Origin of the sequence: Rhizobium leguminosarum (assembly GCF_001679785.1) — a bacterium.
GTDB lineage: Bacteria > Pseudomonadota > Alphaproteobacteria > Rhizobiales > Rhizobiaceae > Rhizobium > Rhizobium leguminosarum_R.
Map to the genome: position 1 here is coordinate 1509295 of NZ_CP016286.1, position 21243 is coordinate 1530537.

Here is a 21243-nt window from a genome sequence, read left to right on the forward strand (position 1 = left end):
TTTGATCCGGCAGATCGTTCCTATCGAAATGGCAAAACCCACCTTTTCTGGGATTCTAATCCGATCTTTCCGCCGGTTTTACAAATGACATACCTTCGTCATTCATCTCATAATCCGCTCTTTTAAAGTCGCCCCGCTCGAATTTGCGCCTGGACGATCCAGCATATCGACGAGTTCGCCTGCGGACGTGCCTCGTTGAGCGGCTGGGTGCCAGCCAACAGATTCTTTTTAAAACCCGTGTCTCGGACGACGCGCGCTTGACGACAATGTCCGGGTCAGACTGTTGAGACGGGATTCGATTGAAACCCCGCCGTGGGCTCGCCGTTGCTATTCCTCAAGTGTCGGGATGACTTTCGATGGTCTTTGCAGCTCCGATGCGGCTGCGGTTGCCGCTGCATCGGCGGGACCGCCGGAAACATGGACGGTCGGCGTTGCAAACTGGATGCCTTTTTCCGCGAATGTCTTCTTGAGCATGGCAAGGGCCTTTCGGCGAACGCCGAACTGTTCGCCGGATTTCGTCATGAACTTCAGCCGTATCTGCACCCCATAATCCGCCATCTGCTCGATCCCTTGCATTTTCAAGGGCTCGATGATGTTAGGCCCGAGTTCGGCATCCTCCAGAAGCTCAACGCCGATGCGTTTGATGGTCTTGCGGACCTCCTCGAGGTCACTGTCGTAGTTCAGGGTGAGCGTAATAATATCGATGACCCAGTCGCGGCTGAGGTTTTGCACCGCGCCGAGTTCGCCGAAGGGAACGATGGTGACCGGACCGCGATGATGTCGCAAGCGGATCGATCGCAGCGAGAAACCTTCGACTGTGCCTTTATATTTCGCCGCCTGGATGTATTCGCCGATGCGAAAGGCATCGTCGAACAGATAAAAGACGCCAGAGATGATGTCCTTGACGAGTGTTTGCGCACCGAAGCCGACCGCTATGCCGACGACGCCAGCGCCCGCCAGCAGTGGTCCGATCTGGATGCCAACGGCATCCAGGATCATCAGGAAGCCAACGGCGCCGATCGCCAGGAACAGCACATTGCGAAGAATGGGAAGGAGCGTATTCAACCGCTGACGCCGACGCGCTTCGGGGCCATCCTGATGTCCCCCCTGCTCGCTTCGCGACGCCACCGCCATCTGGCTGTCGATCAGCGTGCTTGCGAGCTTCCAGATTACGTCGGTCACCAGCAGCACGATAACAATGCGGATTCCGGCGCGGATCAAGCGTGTGGTCACGGTTTCGGCAGCGGCGAGATCGCTGAGATTGACATTCCACGCGCGGGCAATGAGCAGCGCGGCGACCACAATGAGGCCGTTCCGCAGCGTTTGCATGATGACAACAGACCATCCGACGATAGCCGGATCCTCGACCGCCTGCTCGTCGCCGGATTGTATAATGCGACGAATGATATCATGAGCCACCGAAACGGTAAGCGGCAGAAGCGTGATGACGACCAATGTCCAGAATGCACCGCGGAGCCCGGATACCCATAACAGCCACGATAGCAGCATGCTCGCGCTGAAGCCGACACAGACCAGCCGGCTCATGGGCGGCCCGTCGGAACGAAAGTGCCGCAACCAGATCATAACGATCAAAGCGATTGAAACGACACCAAACCATGCTGCGGTAAAGAGGTCGACCAAGATGGGTGAAGCCCGGATCGTCTTGATCACTTCAATGGTGGCCCAGCCAGCCGCCAGCACAGCGACGATTCCGAGGAGCCAGTAATACCAGAACCAGGCAAGCGAGGTGACAAGCGTCAGAAGCCGCATATGCGGCAGGCGGGCGCCTGGCGCGATGACAATGCGGCCCACAAGCACGCCAAGGCGCACCATCAGCGCGGCTGATAGCAGAATGAGCGCGATATCGCGAAACACGGCAGGCCATGGAAAGAGGATAAACGCGCCGAGGCTTCCGATCAGGTAACCGACCAAGGCGAGAAGACCCATTGAAAGCCGGGCGGCGTGGAGCTTGATCCGCTGCCGGACGGTGTCAGCAGGCGCGTTCAGCACAAAATGGAGCAGCCCTCGCCCTGACCACCAGGCAAGGCGCTGAGCAACGAACCCGCCTGCGACGAAGAGTATGACCGCCAAGATCAGGCCGACAGGTTCGATACGATCATCCGTTTGGAAGACCCGGATCGCCGACTGGATCTGCCCGGGCAGGGTCGGAAAGGCATCGACGAGTGTGAGCAACCTCTGGCGCAAATCCTGTAGTGACGTGGCAATCGACGTCGGTGCCGCCTCTTGCGAGACTGCTACCGGCTGCGCCGGTTCCTGATTGCTTGGGACGATCCGATTGACCAGCGCTCGTCCGGAGTCATCATTCGGCAATTCGATAATAACCCGGATCGGCGCCGAGGAATTGGTCGGCTCAGCCGCCGATCCGGGGTTTGCGCTCGCCAGCAGAAGCGTTGAAAGTACCAGCGTCAGGAATGCGCACACTCTGCGGCGGGGATGACGGTCGTCGATGATGCGCATATAGCCGTGGTCCCCGCGACGGTGTCGTCGCTTTTGCCGGGTTGGTCGAAACTTCGGACTTTGTGAAGCGTTGCACGACCAACGTCAATCGACGAACCGGTCTCGGGGCGCAGACTGCGAACCAAAGGCCAGGCGGCGCTAAGACCGCACGCTTCTGAAGGCCTCCCGGATCTCCTGGCTGAAGAGTTCCGGCTCCTCCCAGGCAGCGAAGTGACCGCCCTTGGAGGCGTGGTTGTAGTAGATAAGTTTCGGATAGGCCTTCGACAGCCAGTGCTTTGGCGGCTTGTAGACCTCTCCGGGAAACACCGTGACGGCGACCGGGACTTTGACGGGCGTGAGCTTCGCGCCCGACATGACGTTTTCCCAATAGATGCGGCAATTCGAGGGGCCGGTATTCGTCAGCCAGTACAGTGTGATGTTGTCGAGGACGGCATCCTTGCCAAGAGCTTGTTCGGGGTCGCCGCGTGTATACACCCAGTCGGCGATCTTGTCGTAAAGCCAGGCGGCTAGGCCGACCGGAGAATCCGCAATGCCGTAACCGATCGTTTCCGGCCGCGTGCTCATGATCGCTGCGTAACCGAAGCCGTTGTTGAGGAAGTCCCGGGCCTCGTCGAAGACGACCTTCTCATCGGCAGACAAGTTATCCGGAGCCGGCCCTCCATTTTTAAGAGCCTGCGCTGCGTCCGATGGAAACGTCGTGGCACGCTCGACCCGGTTGACGTGGATCGCGAGCAGCCCTTCGGGCGCCTGGCGACCCAAGGCGTCGCTGATGATCGCGCCCCAGTCACCGCCTTGCGAGGCATAGCGGTCATAGTTCAGACGCTTCATCAGCACGTCCCAGGCGGCCGCTATCCGCTGGGGGTTCCAACCTGTTGCAGGAGGTTTGCCGGAAAAGCCGAATCCTGGAATCGAAGGGATCACCAGATGGAAGGCATCATCAGCCGTGCCGCCATGCGCCGTCGGATCCGTCAGCGGCCCGATGACATCAAGCAGCTCGAAGGCCGAACCTGGCCAGCCGTGGGTCATGATCAGCGGCAGCGCGTTTTCATGACGGGAACGGACATGGATGAAATGGATGTCCAGTCCATCGACAGCGGTGAGAAACTGCGGAAATGTATTCAGCCTGCTCTCCGCCTTCCGCCAGTCGTAAGACGACTGCCAGTAGCGCACCAGCTCCTTCAGCCTGTCGGGCTGGACGCCCTGCGAACGGTCCATGACGGTTTCGCCGTCGGCCCACCGAGTCTCGGCGAGACGCCGCCTGAGATCTGCGAACGCCGCCTCGGAGACCTCAACCTTGAACGGTCGAACCTCCTCGGACGCGACGCCGACAACATCAGCGGCGTTGGACGTGCGAGGAAGGAAAACGGCGGTTACGCCGGCCGCGGCAAAGCCTGACAGCAGTGAGCGGCGCGATACGTCGCGGTGTTTCAAAACGTTCAGCATTGCCATGATGCCGTGTCCTTTCGTGATATCGAGGAGAGGAAAAGATGCCCTGCCCGCTTCAATGCCGAAAATGTCAGGCTTGGTCCGCTCCGGAACGAAAGATCAGAAGCTTGTTGCCTTCGGGATCGCGAAAATATGCGCAGTAAGGACCCGTGCCGTTCTCGCCACGCGGACCAGGAGCCCCTTCGTCCGAGCCACCCAATGCAGTTGCATGGGCTTCGTCGACCTTTGAACGGGACGGAGCTTCGAAAGCAATCATTCCACCGTTGCCGACGGTGGCAGGGCGGCCATCGAACGGCTTGATGATGCCGAATTCGAGCGTGCGATGACCGTAGTAGATGGCTCGGTTGGGCTGGACGAGGACTCGTCCGATCCCGAACACGGCCAGAAGCTTGTCGTAGAATGCCGAGGCGGCATCCAGATCGTTCGTGCCGACAGTGACGTGGCCCGGGAGGCCGCGGACCTTGTCGGGGGTGGCCGCAACCTGTCTGCTTTGGGTAATGTCAGTCATATCAGTTCTTCCTTATATTGTCGCGGCCGACGCTCTGCCGTCCGCAAGCAAACGCCAACGAGCTGTCTCAAATCGGCGGTTGGTGGATATTTGGGCGGGTCGACGGCCGGCCGGCACCTCGGGAAAGTGAGAGGCACCCTCTCATTCAGATGTCAGCCTTGGGCAGCCGGATTGCCGCTGCCGCCGTCGAGAGGGTTCCTCTCACTTTCTCCGGCTACCGCGGGCTCACGCCATGCTCAATTATTTGTGGAGACAGCCGGCGCTTGGGCTTTGGCTGACCGCCGTTCAGAAAGGACAGCCTATGTCTAAGGACAAAACCGTAAATGCTGCATCAGCCGCAGCAACTCTCTCTTCCCAGGCGGCTGAAGCCTTCGTTTCCGCGTCCAGAGAAGCCGCGCATGACGTCGTCGACTTCATCGAGATCGACGAAGTCCTGACGCTGAGGAGGATGGTTGTCCGCGCCTCCTCGCCAAAAGGCACCGTGCTTTTCCTGCATGGGTTTCCGGAAACACTGACGGTGTGGAAGGAGATCGCGACAACTCTTGCGCACGACTACGACGTCCATGCCTTCGATTGGCCGGGCTACCGGCAGTCGTCGCGCCCGGATTTGGACCGGTTTTCCTATGCGCCGAGGGCGTACGCCCGAGTGTTGAAGGCCTATATCGAGCGGGCAGGCATCGACGGGTCGAAGCTCGTGATCTATGCGACTGATATCGCTGCCCTCCCCGCTCTGCTACTTGCCCTCGAAGAGCCGAAAATCGCCAGACAGATCATCGTCGGGGACTTCGCGCCGTTCGACCGGCCGCAATATATGTGGGAGAACCTGCAGAACCTCAAAGCCGAGCCGACCGCCTCGCCTACCCGCACCTACATGAACAAGACGAGCGACGAGATCCTTCAAAACGTGCACAGGCGCGGCCTCTCATCCGCTGAACAATTCGATCTGCCGATCGAGGTCCAGCAAGACATGAGCCATTCGTGGAGCCTCAACGGCGTCACGTCGGTGGACGCCTTTGCCCACTACTACGCGAATTTCACCCGCGACCAGCATCACCTGGAGGCCAACCTCGACCGGCTGAAAACGCTCGTGAAAGTGATCTGGGGCGAGAAGGACATCTATATCAGCAGCGAGATGGGCATCGAGTTCGCTGGCAAGATCGGTGCAAAAGTCGATGTCCTGCCCGGCATTGGTCACTTTCCGCACCTTCAGAACCCGAAACAAACAGTTGAGGAGATCTACGCATCATTCAGATAATGTTTGATTATCTTCATGAGGATGCGCGCAGCCGCGGCAGTGCCCAGTCGACGAAAGCCCGTACCTTCAACGCGAGAAGCCCTTGTCGCGCGTAGACGATATGAATGGGCTGGGGTGGGCCGTCGAAATCGCCGAGGATGGGAACGAGCGCGCCGGACGCCAGCTCGTCTGGAATCTGATAGTCGAACAGCCGCGCGATCCCCGCCCCGCCGACCGCCGCCGCAACACAGTTTGCCGCGGTATTCACTTCCAGCCGGTTGCGGGGCACCGCCTCCATCGGTGTACCATCGACGTCGAATCTCCAGAAGAATGTTCGCTTGTTGAAGATGATCCCGTCGCGATCGATGAGATCGCCGGGACGCTCCGGCATGCCATGCCGCTTGAGATAGGCAGGGCTCGCGCAGGTCAGCAGGCGGAATTCCCCGACCTTGGCGGCATGGAGGGCGCTTTCGGCGAGGTCGCCGAGACGGATCGCGATATCCACCTGCTCGGACACGAGATCAACCGTGCGGTCGAGCGACAGAAGGTTCAGCGACACCTCCGGGTATTTGTCCATGAAACTCAGCGCAATGGGCAGCACGTAGCGGCTCCCGTATTCGATCGGCATCGTGATCGTCAGCACGCCTCTGGGCGTCTGGTATTCCCCCGACGCTCGTCGTTCGGCCTCATCGAGATCCGCCATGATCTTTCGAGCGGCGTCAACATAGTCGCGCCCGGCATCAGTGAGCTGCAGATTGCGGCTGGTGCGGACGATGAGGTTTGCCCCAAGCTGCCGCTCAAGTTCGGCGACCTTGCGGCTGACGCTGGGCAATGGCGCGTTGAGCTTCCTGCTGCCGGCCGAGATGCTCCCGGCGTCGACGACCGCCAGCAATATGCGCATCGCTTCGAGACGATCCATCTGATACCGCCATTAAGATGCCGCTTCTGTTCAAGCCCAGCCTAAGACTTGGCTTTAGTCAAGCAGCTTGCGTATGGCCATGATCCCTTTCGCAGCATCCGACCAGGATTGACGCCAGATCAACACGCCGACGCTCAGGATGGTCGCAACAGCGAAGGGGATTGGCCCGAGGAACCAGAAGGCGGCTGCGAAGGTGAAGTAATAAGACCGGACGCCGACACTGAACGATCGAAGCGCAGGGTTCAAAACCAGGGTCAGGGCATTCGTCCAGCCGCCGATGTCCCTCTCCTCATCGCGGGATGGGCTCGCCCCGATCGCCGCCAGGCAGTAGTTGATCTGCCGGACCGCCCAGATGAAATCGGATAGGCCCCGCAGCAGCGTCGCCATGATCAGGAGGACCTTGCATTGGAAAAACCACGCCGGATCCTGGGCCGCAAACATCGCGATCAGGCCACCACCCGATCCATAGTTCGGCTCCATGAACAGCGCGCCGCTGAGCCCGACGATGACGATGAGATTGGCGGAGCCGAAGAAGGACGCCGAATTGATCGTGTGCCCGAGGATCGCGGCATCGCCGATGAAGTTGTTGTCTCGCGTCAGCACCTCCCGCATCCAGGCGGCGCGAATGCGCACCATGTCAACGGAAAGGCTGTCGTTCTTCCTCGGCCACCCTGCTGCCATCAAAGGCTCGACGGCCACCCAGACGAGGAGGAAGAAAACGATCGCCGCGATGTTCAGAAAATCCATGGTGCCCCCGAACCGAATGTGGATTTTTTCTGAACAGTACTTCGAGCTAACGGCAGCTCCAAGCGCCTATCGCCGCCCTACCCTTCAGATCGACATGCCTATGGTCGCGCGTCATGGTCCGTCGCGGACTGCCGCGAGGTAACGGGACATCGTCGAAGCCCGAAGCCGAATGTGTTCAATCGCCTGCTGCGGTGTCACGGCCAGGAAGCCGATATGGTCGCGTGGGCGCAACTGGACGAAGCCGTCCAGATCCGAATCCACCACCGTGGCGATCTTGGGATATCCTCCGGTCGTCTGGTGGTCGGCCAGCAGAATGGTGGGAACACCGTCTCCGGCGACCTGCACAGAGCCCCGCACGATCGCTTCCGACGGCATGTCCAGCGCGACGCTTGGCGCAAGCGACGGACCTTGGAGGCGTACTCCCATGCGGTCATAGGAGTCGCTCAGGCGGAAAGGCGATGAAACGAAATTCGACAAGGTTTCTTTCGAGAAGAACCGATCCTGTGGACCGACCACCACACGCAGCGCGGACCGCGGTCTTGCGATGACCGGACATATGATCGGACCATGTCGACCGTCTCGCACTTCCGGATCGGCGACGGTGACCGTCTGTCCGGCAGCAAGGCGCCCGCCGCCAAGGCCGGAGAGACTGTGCGTCGACATGCTGCCCAGCCAGATCTTCGCCTCGATATGACCGGCGAAGGCCAGATACGTCCAGCTTCCCCAGTGTCCCGGACGAATTGCCAGCCGCTCCCCGGCCCTCAAGGTGGCGACCATCCATGCGCCGCGCTTGTCGCCGGCATGCTCTACGATGAAGCCTCCTCCCGCGACGGCGAACGTAACCTCCCCCGAGATGCAGTCGAGAACCAGGCCGCCCATGGAGACTTCGATTGCCGGCTGAAAGGCAGGATTGCCGACGGCGACGTTGGCGGCGGCAAACGAGGTCCTGTCCATCGGACCGGAGGCCGGAACGCCGTAACGCATCAATCCGTGACGTCCTCCGTCCTGGACCGCGACGTGAGGACCCGCGAAGTTGATTGCAAGGATGGCTTGGCTCATGCGAGGCACCTCGCGTCGAATTCGGCCCTCGATATGCGGCGGAAACACACTGCGTCGCCGACGTCGAAAAGGAACGGACGGTCGCTGGACGCGGGGTTGAGGATCTTCGTCGGCGAGCGGCCGATGATCCACCAGCCGGTCGGCATGGTGAGCGTACTCACCAGGCATTGCGGACCGGCGATCAGCACGCTTCCGGCGGCGATGCCACGAATAGGCGCCGGCTTCCTCGGCTGCTGAATGGCTTTGGGCACGCCTGCGAGGTAAGCGTATCCTGGAGCGAAGCCGTACATGAAGACGCTGTAGTCGCCGGATAGATGGGCGGATATAACGTCTTCCGGCGATAATCCGCTTGCCTCGGCGACGGCGGCAAGATCGGGCGCAAGATCAGCATCGTAGCAGACTTCGACTTCGCGCATCGCCCCGATCGTCTGTGGAACCTCAGCCCCCAGAAGTTCGGCAATGGCCGCCTCCGTCGTCCGATGATCGGCCACGAGCGGGTCGAAGCAGATGAGAATGCTGGCATAGGCCGGAACGGCTTCGACGAATCCTTCAAAGGGTGCCGCCTTCAAGGCGGCATCCAGCTTGACGACCTGATCGTGGATCCGTTTATCGATGGTCGCGCCGAATTCGACGAGCACCGCGTGCCCGCCCACCGGGCGGTAGGTCGGAACGCTGCCGGACGCTGCGGATGGGTCCTGTGACACCTCAGTCGGCGCCTTCGATCAGAATGAAATCCGCATCCGCGGCCCGCGCGCAGGTCCGATAGGCGTCCGGATCGGTGACGGTAACCTGGGCGATAAGATAGCCTTTGGCCATCACCTGTTTTCCTGTGTCGGCTGGAGGAATGGCCCCACCTCGATGCCTGCCTTCTGCAATTCCCGGCGCACATGGACGGCCATGGCAAGCGCTCCTGGGCTGTCCCCATGAACGCAGATCGAGTGCGCATCGAGAGGGATCGGAACGCCGTCGACCGTCGGCATGAGGCCGCGGGACAGGTACCCGATCAATCTCGAAGCTGCCTCCACGGGATCATCGATCATCGCTCCCGGCAAGTTGCGCGGAACGAGCCGACCCGTGGAGAGGTAGCCGCGATCGGCAAAAATCTCGCTGAAGACGGTCATCCCGGCATCGCGGGCCGCATGCTCCAGCTCTGTTCCGGAGATCGCCAGTATGGCCAGTTCCGGTGAGACCGCTCGGGTTGCGCGGATGATGGCGTCGGCGACCGGCCGTTCGTCGGCCGCCCAATTGGCGAGTGCGCCGTGCGGTTTGACGTAGCGGACCCGGGCGCCCGCCAGAGCCGCAGCTCCCATCAGCGCGCCTGTCTGCGTCGCCACAAGCTGCTCCACTTCCCGGATGCTCAAGGGGATCAGACGTCGCCCGAAGCCCTCGCGATCTGCAAAACCCGGATGGGCTCCGGCGACGACACCCCGCTCGCTTGCGAGTGTGAGCGTCTCGACCATCGTCGCTGGATCCCCGGCATGGCCGCCACATGCGATGTTTGCACTGGTGACGACGTCCAGGATCGCCTTGTCGTCGCCCATGCGCCAGGGTCCAAACGCCTCCCCAGATCAGAATTGAGATCGATTTTCGTCATGATTTCCGTCAACCCTTCGCGCCGGTCTTGTCAGCTTCGTCGCTTTCTGGAACGTCGAAGCCGAGGTGGAGCACATCTTCGCTGTGCGCGTCAAGAAAACGACTCCGCTGGTTGCGCGCAACGAGCGTGTGTGGTGGTCGCAGGCCCGCGGATTGTCCTTGGAGTTGCGTCCGATGGAAACGCGGCTAAGATCGGGGGTGAAATGGTCGACCGCCCTGTTGTTGATCGAGCGCGTCGTATTCTTTCAAGAACCGGGGGACGTAGCCACCCGGCAGCATTGGCGTGCAGACCGGGGATGCGGAATGAGTCTTGTCAACAGAGCTTTGGGAACGTCCGAATTTTCTTTTACCGAAGAGCCTGGCATTTTCACCTGGGAGTTGGCGACCGACAAGGTTTATGCGGATTCGGCGCTGGCAAACCTCTTTGGGCTTGATCCCGAAGAGACTCTCACGGGGCTGCCGGTCATACGATACCTCGACCGGATTCACCCGGACGACAAGCCGTCTGTCGCCAAGGCGATTTCAGATTCGGTGATTACTGGAAATCCGTATCGCTGTGACTATCGTGTATTTGATCGAAGCGGGCAAATAGTCGCCGTCGCGGCCTTGGGCCGCTGTTTCAGGGATGAAGCTGGAAACCCATCGCAATATGCGGGAATCGTATTCCCGACGAATGATCACGGGGAGCAAGACGAATTGTCCGCTCACTGCAATGCGGCACTGAAAATTGCGCGGTCATCCGGCCTGCGGGCAACGGCCGATGCGCTTGAAGCGATCGTCAAGGAGCTTGCCAAGCCGATGCCTTCAGACGTCGCGCAGGTTCATTGATTCCTTCCAAAGCGTTGGTTGTGGCATCAGACTTTCGGTGATGGCGATATTGCTGCCGTCGGCGACGCGCCGCGCGCACTCTGAATTAGTGACAAAGGAGAGTGGGCATTTCGAGGTGGGTCAACAGCGACCGTGTCACCCCTCCCAAGAGGAATTCGCGTAGTCTCGAATGGCCGAATGCGCCGGCGACGAGCAAATCTGCCTTGCGTTCCCGGGCGGCAGCTTGGATGACGCTGGCTGGCGAGTTTCCCTTCGCTTGCACGGCTGCGATATCGACGGCAAGACCAGCCTTTCGGAGCGCGGTCGCAAGGCGGTCTCGGCTGCGCTCGTCAATCTGCTTATCATCGGTGACGGAAATCAGGACGACACGCGATACCCGTTCCAGCAAGAACCTGGCACCCGCCAGTGCCCGCGCGACGGTGGCTCCTCCATCCCAGGCGACGGCGACAGCATCGATCCGGCCGGAGAAATTATCCGGGGGAAAAAGCAGGAGCGGTCTCCCGCTTTCAAACAGCACGCTCTCGATCAGCGGCCTCATCAGCACAGATGCTTCCAAAATGGAAAGATCGTATACGCGCGACAGCTCGGCAAGAGTTTGTGCGACAAATGGCTCCCTCACATCGAATGGTTGGATCTCGACCTCGACCTCAGCCTTTTTCGCATAATCACGGAGCGTCTGGCCGAGAACGGTTCCATTGTCCTTACTCAAGCACTCCGCCTCCGCACGCATTTTGTCTACGTCAAGGAGTGATGGAAATCGCGGCTGAAAGGGTTCGATCCTGACCAGCGGTATACTTGCTGTCAAACCGGCCTTCTGGTGAAGGGAAACAGCGACAGCGTTCTGAAGGAGCGAGAAGGAACTTGCGTCTGGATAGGTGGCCAGCGGTAAATGGAATTGCGCTTTCACGGCTGATGTCCTCCGAATGGTTGGAGGTTATCATAGCGCAGAGGTGTCTCCCGCGCTTTGACGAAAATCAAGGTCGCTCCACCGCGAAAGTGCGAGCGTGATATTGACCGTCCTCATCAGGAAGCAAGCGGAATTCGTTGGGCGAAGCGGCAAAGATCTATGTTAAGCGATGAAATGCGAAGCGCGATTGAATATCAGCACTTCGCGGAGCCAACCCCGTCCGGACGCCGCTGAGTAGCAGCTTGCGGGTGAACAGCAATGGCATATACGGCGCAGCTGCCTTCGATGAATCGGTTGGCGCGCCTTGACCCGTCGGATGATGACATCATTGGTGACGACAGAAGCATTCCAGCGCCTCAGTCTGGCGCTTGCAATCGGCATTCTTGTCGGCATTGAGCGCGGCTGGCACGATCGTGAGGCTGCGCCAGGCAAAAGAGTGGCCGGTATCCGCACCTATGGCTTGTCAAGTTTCCTCGGCGGTTTCTGCGGTTTCCTCCAGCCTGTGACAGGGCCGATTCTGCCGACAGCTATCTTTATATTCTTTTGCATCACGGTTCTCCTCTTCAGCCGCATGCAGGCGGCACGAGAAGAGGATTACAGCGCCACCGGCACCATTGCGGCCTTGGCGGTCTTTGCGCTGGGCTTTGGCGCGGTTGTGGCGGATATGACGGTAACGGCCGCAAGCGCTGTGGCAATAACCGCCCTTCTTGCAGCGCGGGAGCCGTTGCATGGATTTCTTCGCCGATTGACCTGGCTTGAACTCAGGGCCGCCCTGATCCTGCTGACGATGACCATCGTCATCCTCCCTATCCTTCCCAACGAACCGATTGATCCTTGGCAGACAATCAATCTTTTCGAGCTTTGGATGATGACGATCCTGGTAGGAGCCGTTTCCTTTGCCGGTTATATACTCATCAAGCTGAGCGGCGCCCCGCGCCGGAATACTGCTGACCGGGACCAGCGGCGGCATCGTTTCCTCGACGGCGCTGACGCTTTCCTTCGCCCGTCAGTCGAAGCAGATGCCTGCCCTCTCCCCACTCCTCTCAGCGGGAGCAATGCTGGCGGGGAGCCGTTTCTCTCGCCCGCGTGCTTTTGATTTGCGGGGTCATTGCACCAGCTGTTTTCAGGGATCTTGCTCCATTACTGGCTCCGGCTGCTGCCACCCTCGCCATAGCAGGCGGCTTCGCCGCATTGCTGCAGCGTCCGGATGACAGCACCGATTTTTCACCCCGAAACCCGCTCGAGGTGATGGTCGTGCTGCGCTTCGCGCTCGTTCTCGCCGTCGTGACAGTCCTGACGCGAATGACCTTGATCGTCTTTGGAACTCAGTCGCTGATCGCGCTTGCGTTCATCACAGGACTGGGCGATCTCGATGCGATAACGCTTGCCGTTGCGAAACTGTCATCCATCCAGGTGCCTGCTGACGCAGCCACTCGCGCCATAGCGGTCGCCGCTTTCGCCAATTTTCTTGCGAAAGCCGTTCTTGCAGCAAGTATGGGGAGCATCGCCTATGCGGTTCGTTTCGCGATCGCAGGCGGTGTCGCGACCTTGGCCGGAATTGTCGGCTTGGTTTCGACATGAGCGCTTGTTCGCATATCGATCACCGGCTCCAATGACGTGTCCACTCAATCGGTGCCTGGAACGATATTCGTCCGCGCCAGGCAGCCGCCATTAGCGATCGTCACTGCCGTCTCACCTCGTGGATATGACCGGCAAATCCTGCAAGCTGGGCGCCGAGCGGAAGACGCCGAACCAGCCTGGCTGCAATGAAGGTTGCGCCGATCGCCGCGGCAAGTTTCAGCCAGGGATAGTCGCCGAGCTGGACATGGGCGCTTGCATCAACCGATGTGGCCTTGGCTTTGAGCGCCGCTTCGGCGTCCTCGCGCAGCACGCCTATGCGGGCGTTTAGCAGCCTGACCTCATGCTGCAGGGCATTCAGGCTCTCGTCGGCCTTTTCACGCGCCGTCTGCTCCGCGGCGTCGGCGAATGGCGGATCACCTTCCGCGATCAGTTCGTCGGGGTCAGGCGGAAGGCCGTGGCGGTTGATGGATGATTGCATCGACATGTTCTCGAATAGGTGAGCGAGAGGAAATGAGGCCCGGCATTGCGGCCGGGCCTCATGATATCAATGGTCGCGTCGGAAACCCTGGCTCTGGTGAGATCCGCCTTGCGATTGGGTTTGTGATTGCCGATTGGCATCGTTTGATGGTTTAGAGCCGGGGTCTGTGCCAGGCTCGGGGAAGGTATAGGCACGCACCTTGGCACTTCCATGCGCGGTGTCCCGCATTGCCACCGGGCGCGCATCGTCGAATGCGCTCTCGGATACAGCGAGGTTTTCCGAGGCTTTGCCGCCCTGCGCCGATCCGGCAAAACCGGTATTGGACGCGCCTTGTTGCCTGTCCTCCAACGACCAGAGATCTGCCCGCTCATCCATGTCGATGCTGCCTTCATCGTCCAGAATATCGTGGACGGTCTCGTAGAGCGCGTCATCGACATCATTGACCTGGACGAGGAAGCCGCCTCGCCGCAGCCCTTCTGCGTAGACCGCGCGATCTTCGTCGGGGAAGAAGAAGTCTGCCAGCGCGTCGAAGAAGCCGCTGCGGTCTTCGCTCATAGCGGCGGCATTTTTTGCGTCCGCCTCATATCCTGGCATCAGCCTTATTCTCGCAACCGGCACACCCGCGTCTTCAAGACGGGAGACGGCGGATTCGGCGTCCGATCGGCTGTCGAACAATGCAGCAAGGCTGCTGCCGCCTGTCGGGCCTGAAAAGGACGGGTTGGTATCATTGTAAATGCTGCCCATGGGACTCTCCTCTCGATGTCTGGTCCAGCCGCCAATCCGTTTGGCCGAAGTCTGGTTTCCTGACTTGAAGAACCGGCGGCTGGGTTGAATGTTCCAAGGGAATGGCGATGCTCCGCCGCATCGCCTGCTGTTTCGTTGCTGCCTGCCATTTCGGCGCGCAGACTCGCAAATTACGCCGCTTGCGAAATCGCTCAGCGGTTGACGTCAAACCTTCGAGACGCTAGCACGGCTTTGACGTATTGGGGATATTCATATGGACATGTTTACGGCAGCCGGTATGACGGCTTTGCTGCAGGTCATTGCTATCGACCTCGTTCTCGCCGGCGACAACGCCGTGGTTATCGGTCTTGCTGCTGCCGGCCTCGAGGCGACGCAGCGCCGCAAGGCGATTATCGTCGGCATTGTGGCCGCGACCGTTCTGCGCATTCTATTTGCCAGCGTCGCAGTCTACCTGCTGGCGATCGTCGGCCTGCTGCTGGCCGGCGGCCTGCTGCTGCTCTGGGTCTGCTGGAAGATGTGGCGAGAGCTTCGCGCCGGCCATGGCGAGAATCACGAAGCGGTGGGTGGCGAAGGCGCGCCGAAAAAGACCTTCTTCCAGGCGGCGACCCAGATCGTCATCGCCGACGTCTCGATGTCGCTCGATAACGTGCTGGCCGTTGCCGGCGCTGCGCGCGAACATCCGAGCGTGCTGGTCATCGGTCTTGCCCTGTCGATCGCGCTGATGGGTATTGCCGCAAACTTTATCGCCCGCCTGCTCTCCAACCATCGCTGGATCGCCTATGTCGGCCTGCTGATCATCCTCTATGTCTCGCTCGACATGATCCACCGCGGCGGCGTCGAACTGCTGCCCTACGTGCAAGCGAGCGGGTTCAAGCTTTAAGAGCATTTCCTGGTCAGATTGAAGCATTCTGTTGGCTCAAACGGAGTCGGATGGTCGACCGGCCGGCGCGCGTCGTAGCCCCACTCTACGGCCAAGCCGGCCGGTCGATCAGCCGGCCCGTTTCAGCCAACCCGAAGGGCCGGGCATCTTTCCGTCAGGGCAAAGGCGATCGGCTCGGACGTACCAAGGCGCATGCCCGTCGCCAATCGCCTTTGCCCTGACGAAAACCTGCTCCGGCAGAATGCTTCAAGCTGACCAGGAAAGGCTCTAAATCCTGACCTCGGTCTCGAAGCTCATCTGGTCATACGCCGGCACCACATGGTCCGGCGTCTCAGCCATCACCACGTCGTAATCGAGCGGCGTGTGCATATGGGTGAGGATCGCCTGTTTCGGCTTCAGCCGGCCGATCCAGTCGAGCGACTGTTCCAGCGACAGATGGCTCGGGTGATAGGTATATTGCAGCGCGTCGATGATCAGCATGTCGAGATTCTGAAGCTTCGCGACGGTCTGCGGCGGGAAATCGCTGATATCACTGCAATAAGCCACATCGCCGATGCGAAATCCGAGCGAGTGGATATCCCCATGCTGCTGGATGTGCGGATGGAAGGCGATCGTCCCGCCGGGACCATGAATTTCGACGGGCGCGTCGAGATTTTCGATGACGACCGGCAGCACGATCGGCGGATAATTGCTGCCCGGCGGCGTTTCCAGGCAATAGCCGAAGGCTTCCCGCAGCCTGTCCATCGTAAATTGGTCGGCAAAGATCGGCACCCGGCGGCGGCTATTGTGGAAATAGCCGCGCAGATCGTCGATGCCATGAATATGATCCGCATGCGGATGGCTGTAGAGCACGGCATCGACATGGTCGGCCCCTGCCCTGATCATCTGCTCGCGAAAATCCGGCCCGGTGTCGATGACGACGGTCGTCACCCCGCCATCGGGTGCGAATTGTTGCACCATGAAGGCAGCGCGCGTGCGCCGGTTCTTCGGATTGTCGGGATTGCAGGCGCCCCAGTCGCCGGTGATGCGCGGCACGCCCGGTGACGACGAACAGCCCAGAATGGTGAAACGCCGCCGGTAGAGCACGCCGCTAGATCCTCGGCATCTTCGAGAACAGGCGGAAAGCGTTCTCCGTCGTGATCCGCGCGACCTCTTCAGTGGCAAGGCCGATCGTATCGGCGAGCACCTCGGCCGTGTTGACGACGTAGGACGGTTCGTTGCGCTTGCCGCGCCAGCGCTTCGGTGCCAGATAGGGCGCGTCTGTTTCCACAAGCAGCCGATCAAGCGGGATCGCCTTGGCGATCGCGCGCAGCTCGTCCGACTTCGGGAAGGTCAGGATGCCTGAGAAGGAGATATAGCCGCCGAGTGCGACGCCGGTCTTGGCAAGTTCTGGCCCTGCGGAGAAGCAGTGCAGGATGAAGGGAAATGCCCCCTTCCCGCTTTCCTCCGTCAGGATATCGGCCATGTCCTCGTCGGCGCTGCGGCTGTGGATGACGAGCGGCAGCTGCGTCTCGCGCGCCGCCGCGATATGGCGGCGGAAGCCTGTCTGCTGGTCCTCGGGCTTTTGCGTGTCGTAGAAATAGTCGAGACCGGCCTCGCCGATCGCCACCACCTTCTCATGGGCATTGGCGAGACGCACCAGCTCTTCCGTCTGGATATCCAGCTCTTCGTCGGCATTGTTCGGATGCGTGCCGACCGAGCAGAACACCGAAGGATATTTCTCAGTGATGGCAAGCAGCGTCTCGAGCTTGCGTACCCGCGTCGAGATCGTCACCATTTGCGCGACGCCAGCCTGATGCGCGCGCGCGACGATCTCGTCCCGCTCCGCCTCGAAGTCGGCGAAATCAAGATGGCAATGCGTGTCGATCAGCACGGCCTCAAGCCTCCGGAGCCACGTAGCGCGGGAAGACCGGCGTCGGCGCTTCGAGTGCCGTTCCGGCAACGAGACGGCCGGCTTGCCCAAGAGCGGCGAAGTCGCGCTTGTCGTCGGGTGCTGCGACTAGATTGAGCAGCTTGGCCGATGATTCCGGCATGAAGGGCTGCAGCAGAATGGCGATCTGGCGCACGACTTCGGCGGTGACATAGAGCACCGTGCCCATGCGCTCCGGATCGGTCTTCTTCAGCGCCCACGGCGCCTGGCCGGCGAAATAACGGTCGGTCTCGGAGACGACCGAGATGATCGAGGCGAGCGCCCGGTGGATCTGCTGCTTGCCCATATCCTCGCGGGTCGAGGCATGCAGCGCGTCGACCTCAGCCAGCATCGCCTTGTCCTCGTCGCTGAGCGCCCCGCATTCCGGGATCTTGCCGTCGCAATTCTTGACGATCATCGACAGCGAGCGGCTGGCGAGATTGCCGATACCGTTGGCCAGGTCCGAGTTGATGCGGGTGCCGATCGCCTCTTCGCTATAGCTGCCGTCCTGGCCGAAGGACACTTCGCGCAGGAAGAAGTAGCGCACCTGGTCGAGGCCGAAATGGTTCACCAGGTTGACGGGATCGACGACGTTGCCAAGCGACTTCGACATCTTCTCGCCCTTGTTGAGCAGGAAGCCATGGGCAAAAACCCGCTTCGGCAGAGGCAGCTTCGCCGACATCAGGAAGGCCGGCCAGTAGACGGCGTGAAAGCGGATGATGTCCTTGCCGATGATGTGCACGTCAGCCGGCCAGTATTTCGCCCGCGGACCGTTCCTGTCCTCGATATAGCCTGTTGCTGTGATGTAGTTGGTCAGCGCGTCGACCCAGACATACATGACGTGGGCCGGATCGTTCGGCACCTTGATGCCCCAGTCGAAGGTCGTGCGCGAGACCGAGAGGTCCTTAAGGCCCGACTTGACGAAGGAGATCACCTCGTTGCGGCGCTCGGCCGGGCCGATGAAATCAGGGTTTGCCTCGTAATGCGCAAGCAGCTTCTCCTGGTATTCGGAGAGCTTGAAGAAATAGCTTGCCTCTTCCACCCATTCGACCGGCGTGCCCTGCGGCCCGTAGCGCACGCCGTCGGCGCGCAGCTCCGTCTCGTTTTCCTGGTAGTAGGCTTCGTCGCGCACCGAATACCAGCCGGCATAGCTGTCCTTGTAGATGTCGCCATTCTCGGCCATCAGCTTCCAGATGTTACGCGACGTCTCGTGATGACGCTCCTGCGTGGTGCGGATAAAGTCATCGTTCGAGGCGTTGAGCAGCGTCGCCATCGCCTCGAATTCGCCGGAGTTGCGGTCGGCGAGTGCCTGCGCGGTGATACCCTCGGCGCGCGCCGTCTGCTGCATCTTCTGGCCGTGTTCGTCGGTGCCTGTGAGGAAAAACACATCCTTGCCGTCCAGGCGCTGGTAGCGCGCCATCGCATCGGTCGCGATCAGCTCATAGGCATGGCCGATATGCGGCTTGCCGTTAGGGTAGGAAATCGCGGTGGTGATGTAGAAGGGTGTCTTGTCTGTCATGGCGGCCAATGTCCGGCTAACTCTATAAAAATGGTCAGCCGCTCTTAGCGCATGTCACCGTCAAGCGAAACCTCAACTTTCCAGTTGTCGATGATTTACGGCACGATAGCGCCGTGAACTTGACTCGGCTTCTCGGCCAATCTACCCGTCTTGGGAAAGAGGTCGGGACAAGAACGAAGTGCGAGTTTTCATCTACCGGAATGGCCGTGGCCGCGCGCCGTCGGGGGCGCCTGCTTGACATTCGAGCCGCTCTATTCGCTTTCGGGCCTCTTCGTCGGCGCGCTTGTCGGCATCACCGGTGTTGGCGGCGGTTCGCTGATGACGCCGCTGCTGGTACTGCTCTTCGGCGTCCATCCCGCCACTGCCGTCGGCACCGATCTTCTCTATGGGGCAATCACCAAGACCGCCGGCACGGCCGTTCACGGTATGCACGGGCGGGTCAACTGGAAGATCGTCGGCAGTCTCGCAGCCGGCAGCCTGCCGGCAGCCCTGCTGATGCTCTGGCTGCTGGCCGGCGTCGATCGCAAAAGCATCGGCGTGACCAACACGATCACCACCGCACTCGGCTGGCTTCTCGTCATGACCGCAATCATGCTGGTCTTCCGTGGCCCGATCCTCGAATTGGCGCGGCGTGCCATCGGCGATCGCACGCCGCCAAAGCCGACGACCATCCTCGCCCTCACCGTCATTCTTGGGTTCGTTCTCGGCGTCCTCGTCACCTTGACCTCGGTCGGCGCCGGCGCGCTGGGAGTGACGATCCTGCTGGTCCTCTATCCCAGGCTCGATGTGCGCGAGATCGTCGGTTCCGATATCGTCCATGCGGTACCGCTCACCTTGATCGGCGGCACGGGCTATTGGCTGATCGGCGAGATCGACTGGCCGATGCTGCTTGCCTTGTTGATCGGCTCTATCCCCGGCATCATCATCGGCAGCCTTCTGGCGCCGAAGCTGCACGAACGCACCATCCGCATCGTCCTTGCCGCCACGCTTGCCGTGGTCGCAGGCAAGCTGCTGATCAGCTGATCAGATCATCGGAGGGCGATCATTTGGCTAGCCTTGCTGAGCCGCTTGACTTCATGTCCGGCCAGGAGCATTCGGGCACCGATGACACTCATAAAACTGTCATCGAACCAAAGGAAAACGAGATGAACCCCGACGGTCGAAGTTCGACGTCATCACGATCGCTGCTTCCGTAACCCGTCTCCTGGTCGAGGCTCCGGAGAGGCCGGCGATCTATCAGGAGAGCATATGCTGCGCACCTACTGGCACCACGCCGATCACCTTGCACTCGAGCCGCCCATTCCCGGTCCGGAAGCTGCCACTCCTACTCCGGTCTGGCACGACCTGCTCAATCCAATCCCGGAGGAAGACAGGTCTGTCGAGCGCCAACTGGGCATTGCCATTCCGACGCGCGAGGAGATGGAGGACATCGAGCTGTCCGCCCGCCTTTACCAGGAGAGCGGCGCTGAGTTCATGACGATGACCGCACTGACCGGCCTCGACGGCGACGATCCCGTCAAGACGCCGGTGACCTTCATTCTGAAGGGATCGAGCCTCGTAACCGTGCGGTATGCAGAGCCAAAGCCGTTCGACGTTTTCCAGTCGCGGGCGCAGCGCACCAATGGCGGCGGCGTTCCCTGCGCCAATGGCGAGATGCTGATGACCGGCCTGATCGAGGCGCTGATAGACCGCCTGGCCGACGCCCTCGAGCGGCTCGGCAACGAGATCGATGCGGTCTCACGCGAGGTCTTCCGCAGCAAGGTCTCGAACGTCACGAAGAAGACGCAGGACCTGCGGTCGCTGATCGAACAGATCGGCCAGAAGGCCGATTTCCTCACGGCGATCCGTGAGAGCCTGATCAGCATATCCCGGCTCGTCGCCTATCATGCGGCGCTGGAGAGCCCGGAGCGCAAACCTGCCAAGGAAGTTCGGCAGCGTATCAAGCTGCTGCAGCGGGATGCGACCTCGCTTGCAGACCATGCCAACTTCCTGTCGGGGAAGATCAACTTCCTGCTCGATGCGACGCTCGGACTCATCAATCTGGAGCAGAACCAGATCATCAAGATCTTCTCGGTGGCGGCCGTGGTGTTTCTGCCGCCGACCTTGGTTGCCTCGATCTACGGCATGAACTTCGACGTCATGCCGGAGTTGAAGTGGTATCTCGGCTATCCCTTCGCAGTCCTCCTGATGGTGCTGTCCGCCGTCATGCCCTACCTCTATTTCAAGAGGCGGGGATGGCTCTGACAGCGGTCAAGCCACCACAAGGTCATGCAAATGCGGCGGACGGACCCAGCTAGACCAGTGCCCGTCCACAAACGGTAAACCACTGAAATTATTGGAGGAATTGCGATATTGCGGCGGGCAAAGCCCGGCGGTTTCAGGTATACTTTAGATCAAGCCATTGATTCTAAAG

Annotated in this window: 18 protein-coding genes and 2 pseudogenes; 6 read left to right on the forward strand and 14 right to left on the reverse strand. The window is 60.6% G+C overall.

What is annotated here, in order from left to right; genetic code table 11:
* Nucleotides 1–327: 327 nt before the first annotated feature.
* From BA011_RS07620 to BA011_RS07630, 3 genes are all read right to left on the reverse strand, one after another.
* A complete protein-coding gene (locus BA011_RS07620) occupies nucleotides 328–2478 on the reverse strand; it encodes a mechanosensitive ion channel family protein (protein ID WP_065279989.1) in 2151 nt (716 codons plus the stop codon).
* Nucleotides 2479–2616: 138 nt separating this feature from the next.
* Complete coding sequence (locus tag BA011_RS07625; protein ID WP_065279990.1) at nucleotides 2617–3927, reverse strand: epoxide hydrolase family protein; 1311 nt, start codon at nucleotides 3925–3927, stop codon at nucleotides 2617–2619.
* Between the two features lie 67 nt (nucleotides 3928–3994).
* A complete protein-coding gene (locus BA011_RS07630) occupies nucleotides 3995–4432 on the reverse strand; it encodes a VOC family protein (protein ID WP_065279991.1) in 438 nt (145 codons plus the stop codon).
* 301 nt (nucleotides 4433–4733) lie between these two features.
* Here BA011_RS07630 and BA011_RS07635 point away from each other — a divergent pair, with 301 nt between their 5' ends.
* Nucleotides 4734–5687 (forward strand): alpha/beta fold hydrolase, encoded by a 954-nt coding sequence (locus BA011_RS07635; RefSeq protein WP_065279992.1) that lies wholly within the window; start codon nucleotides 4734–4736, stop codon nucleotides 5685–5687.
* A gap of 13 nt (nucleotides 5688–5700) precedes the next feature.
* Here the strand turns inward: BA011_RS07635 and BA011_RS07640 are convergent, their stop codons facing one another.
* The 5 genes and pseudogenes from BA011_RS07640 to BA011_RS07660 all read right to left on the reverse strand — a co-directional run bounded on the left by BA011_RS07640 (nucleotide 5701) and on the right by BA011_RS07660 (nucleotide 9985).
* A complete protein-coding gene (locus BA011_RS07640) occupies nucleotides 5701–6585 on the reverse strand; it encodes a LysR family transcriptional regulator (RefSeq protein ID WP_065279993.1) in 885 nt (294 codons plus the stop codon).
* 54 nt (nucleotides 6586–6639) lie between these two features.
* A complete protein-coding gene (locus BA011_RS07645) occupies nucleotides 6640–7332 on the reverse strand; it encodes a DUF599 domain-containing protein (RefSeq protein WP_017960494.1) in 693 nt (230 codons plus the stop codon).
* 111 nt (nucleotides 7333–7443) lie between these two features.
* Complete coding sequence (locus tag BA011_RS07650; protein WP_065279994.1) at nucleotides 7444–8400, reverse strand: biotin-dependent carboxyltransferase family protein; 957 nt, start codon at nucleotides 8398–8400, stop codon at nucleotides 7444–7446.
* Nucleotides 8388–9095, reverse strand: coding sequence for a 5-oxoprolinase subunit B family protein (locus tag BA011_RS07655; RefSeq protein ID WP_186806518.1), 708 nt, complete (start codon nucleotides 9093–9095; stop codon nucleotides 8388–8390). The genes BA011_RS07650 and BA011_RS07655 overlap by 13 nt, the downstream gene beginning before the upstream one ends.
* Before the next feature lie 111 nt (nucleotides 9096–9206).
* A pseudogene (locus tag BA011_RS07660) lies at nucleotides 9207–9985 on the reverse strand (LamB/YcsF family protein).
* Between the two features lie 302 nt (nucleotides 9986–10287).
* On the opposite strand from BA011_RS07660, the gene BA011_RS07665 reads away from it, so the two are divergent.
* Nucleotides 10288–10812, forward strand: a complete 525-nt coding sequence (locus tag BA011_RS07665) for a PAS domain-containing protein (RefSeq protein WP_065282445.1) — start codon at nucleotides 10288–10290, stop codon at nucleotides 10810–10812.
* 85 nt (nucleotides 10813–10897) lie between these two features.
* Here BA011_RS07665 and BA011_RS07670 read toward each other — a convergent pair whose 3' ends face one another.
* A complete protein-coding gene (locus tag BA011_RS07670) occupies nucleotides 10898–11719 on the reverse strand; it encodes a universal stress protein (RefSeq protein ID WP_065279995.1) in 822 nt (273 codons plus the stop codon).
* A 316-nt stretch (nucleotides 11720–12035) separates the two neighbouring features.
* Between BA011_RS07670 and BA011_RS07675 the strand changes: the two are divergent.
* Nucleotides 12036–13300 (forward strand): annotated as a pseudogene (locus BA011_RS07675) (MgtC/SapB family protein).
* Nucleotides 13301–13400: 100 nt separating this feature from the next.
* On the opposite strand, the gene BA011_RS07680 reads toward BA011_RS07675, so the two are convergent.
* Entirely contained in the window at nucleotides 13401–13778 is a 378-nt protein-coding gene (locus BA011_RS07680; protein WP_065282446.1) for a hypothetical protein, read from the reverse strand.
* Between the two features lie 66 nt (nucleotides 13779–13844).
* Complete coding sequence (locus BA011_RS07685) at nucleotides 13845–14522, reverse strand: hypothetical protein (protein ID WP_065279996.1); 678 nt, start codon at nucleotides 14520–14522, stop codon at nucleotides 13845–13847.
* A gap of 253 nt (nucleotides 14523–14775) precedes the next feature.
* Between BA011_RS07685 and BA011_RS07690 the strand changes: the two genes are divergently transcribed.
* A complete protein-coding gene (locus tag BA011_RS07690; protein WP_065279997.1) occupies nucleotides 14776–15402 on the forward strand; it encodes a TerC family protein in 627 nt (208 codons plus the stop codon).
* 267 nt (nucleotides 15403–15669) lie between these two features.
* On the opposite strand, the gene BA011_RS07695 is transcribed toward BA011_RS07690, so the two are convergent.
* From BA011_RS07695 to metG, 3 genes are read right to left on the reverse strand one after another with little or no spacing between them, the layout of a single operon-like run.
* On the reverse strand, nucleotides 15670–16488 hold the full coding sequence (locus BA011_RS07695) for an MBL fold metallo-hydrolase (RefSeq protein WP_065279998.1): 819 nt from the start codon (nucleotides 16486–16488) through the stop codon (nucleotides 15670–15672).
* Between the two features lie 4 nt (nucleotides 16489–16492).
* Complete coding sequence (locus tag BA011_RS07700) at nucleotides 16493–17275, reverse strand: TatD family hydrolase (protein ID WP_065279999.1); 783 nt, start codon at nucleotides 17273–17275, stop codon at nucleotides 16493–16495.
* Nucleotides 17276–17279: 4 nt separating this feature from the next.
* Entirely contained in the window at nucleotides 17280–18830 is a 1551-nt protein-coding gene (metG, locus tag BA011_RS07705) for a methionine--tRNA ligase (protein ID WP_065282447.1), read from the reverse strand.
* A 234-nt stretch (nucleotides 18831–19064) separates the two neighbouring features.
* Here metG and BA011_RS07710 point away from each other — a divergent pair, with 234 nt between their 5' ends.
* On the forward strand, nucleotides 19065–19853 hold the full coding sequence (locus BA011_RS07710) for a sulfite exporter TauE/SafE family protein (protein WP_065280000.1): 789 nt from the start codon (nucleotides 19065–19067) through the stop codon (nucleotides 19851–19853).
* 225 nt (nucleotides 19854–20078) lie between these two features.
* Nucleotides 20079–21074: a magnesium/cobalt transporter CorA gene (gene corA / locus BA011_RS07715; protein ID WP_065280001.1), complete on the forward strand. Its 996-nt coding sequence runs from the start codon at nucleotides 20079–20081 to the stop codon at nucleotides 21072–21074.
* Nucleotides 21075–21243 lie beyond the last annotated feature (169 nt).

Excerpts from the sequence above, each read along its gene's own strand:
- BA011_RS07630 (WP_065279991.1), bottom strand. The coding sequence starts at position 4,432 with ATGACTGACATTACCCAAAGCAGACAGGTTGCGGCCACCCCCGACAAG.
- BA011_RS07625 (WP_065279990.1), bottom strand. The coding sequence starts at position 3,927 with ATGGCAATGCTGAACGTTTTGAAACACCGCGACGTATCGCGCCGCTCA.
- BA011_RS07620 (WP_065279989.1), bottom strand. The coding sequence starts at position 2,478 with ATGCGCATCATCGACGACCGTCATCCCCGCCGCAGAGTGTGCGCATTC.
- BA011_RS07690 (WP_065279997.1), top strand. The coding sequence starts at position 14,776 with ATGGACATGTTTACGGCAGCCGGTATGACGGCTTTGCTGCAGGTCATT.
- metG (WP_065282447.1), bottom strand. The coding sequence starts at position 18,830 with ATGACAGACAAGACACCCTTCTACATCACCACCGCGATTTCCTACCCT.
- BA011_RS07640 (WP_065279993.1), bottom strand. The coding sequence starts at position 6,585 with ATGGATCGTCTCGAAGCGATGCGCATATTGCTGGCGGTCGTCGACGCC.
- BA011_RS07645 (WP_017960494.1), bottom strand. The coding sequence starts at position 7,332 with ATGGATTTTCTGAACATCGCGGCGATCGTTTTCTTCCTCCTCGTCTGG.
- BA011_RS07635 (WP_065279992.1), top strand. The coding sequence starts at position 4,734 with ATGTCTAAGGACAAAACCGTAAATGCTGCATCAGCCGCAGCAACTCTC.
- BA011_RS07680 (WP_065282446.1), bottom strand. The coding sequence starts at position 13,778 with ATGCAATCATCCATCAACCGCCACGGCCTTCCGCCTGACCCCGACGAA.
- BA011_RS07665 (WP_065282445.1), top strand. The coding sequence starts at position 10,288 with ATGAGTCTTGTCAACAGAGCTTTGGGAACGTCCGAATTTTCTTTTACC.
- BA011_RS07685 (WP_065279996.1), bottom strand. The coding sequence starts at position 14,522 with ATGGGCAGCATTTACAATGATACCAACCCGTCCTTTTCAGGCCCGACA.
- corA (WP_065280001.1), top strand. The coding sequence starts at position 20,079 with ATGCTGCGCACCTACTGGCACCACGCCGATCACCTTGCACTCGAGCCG.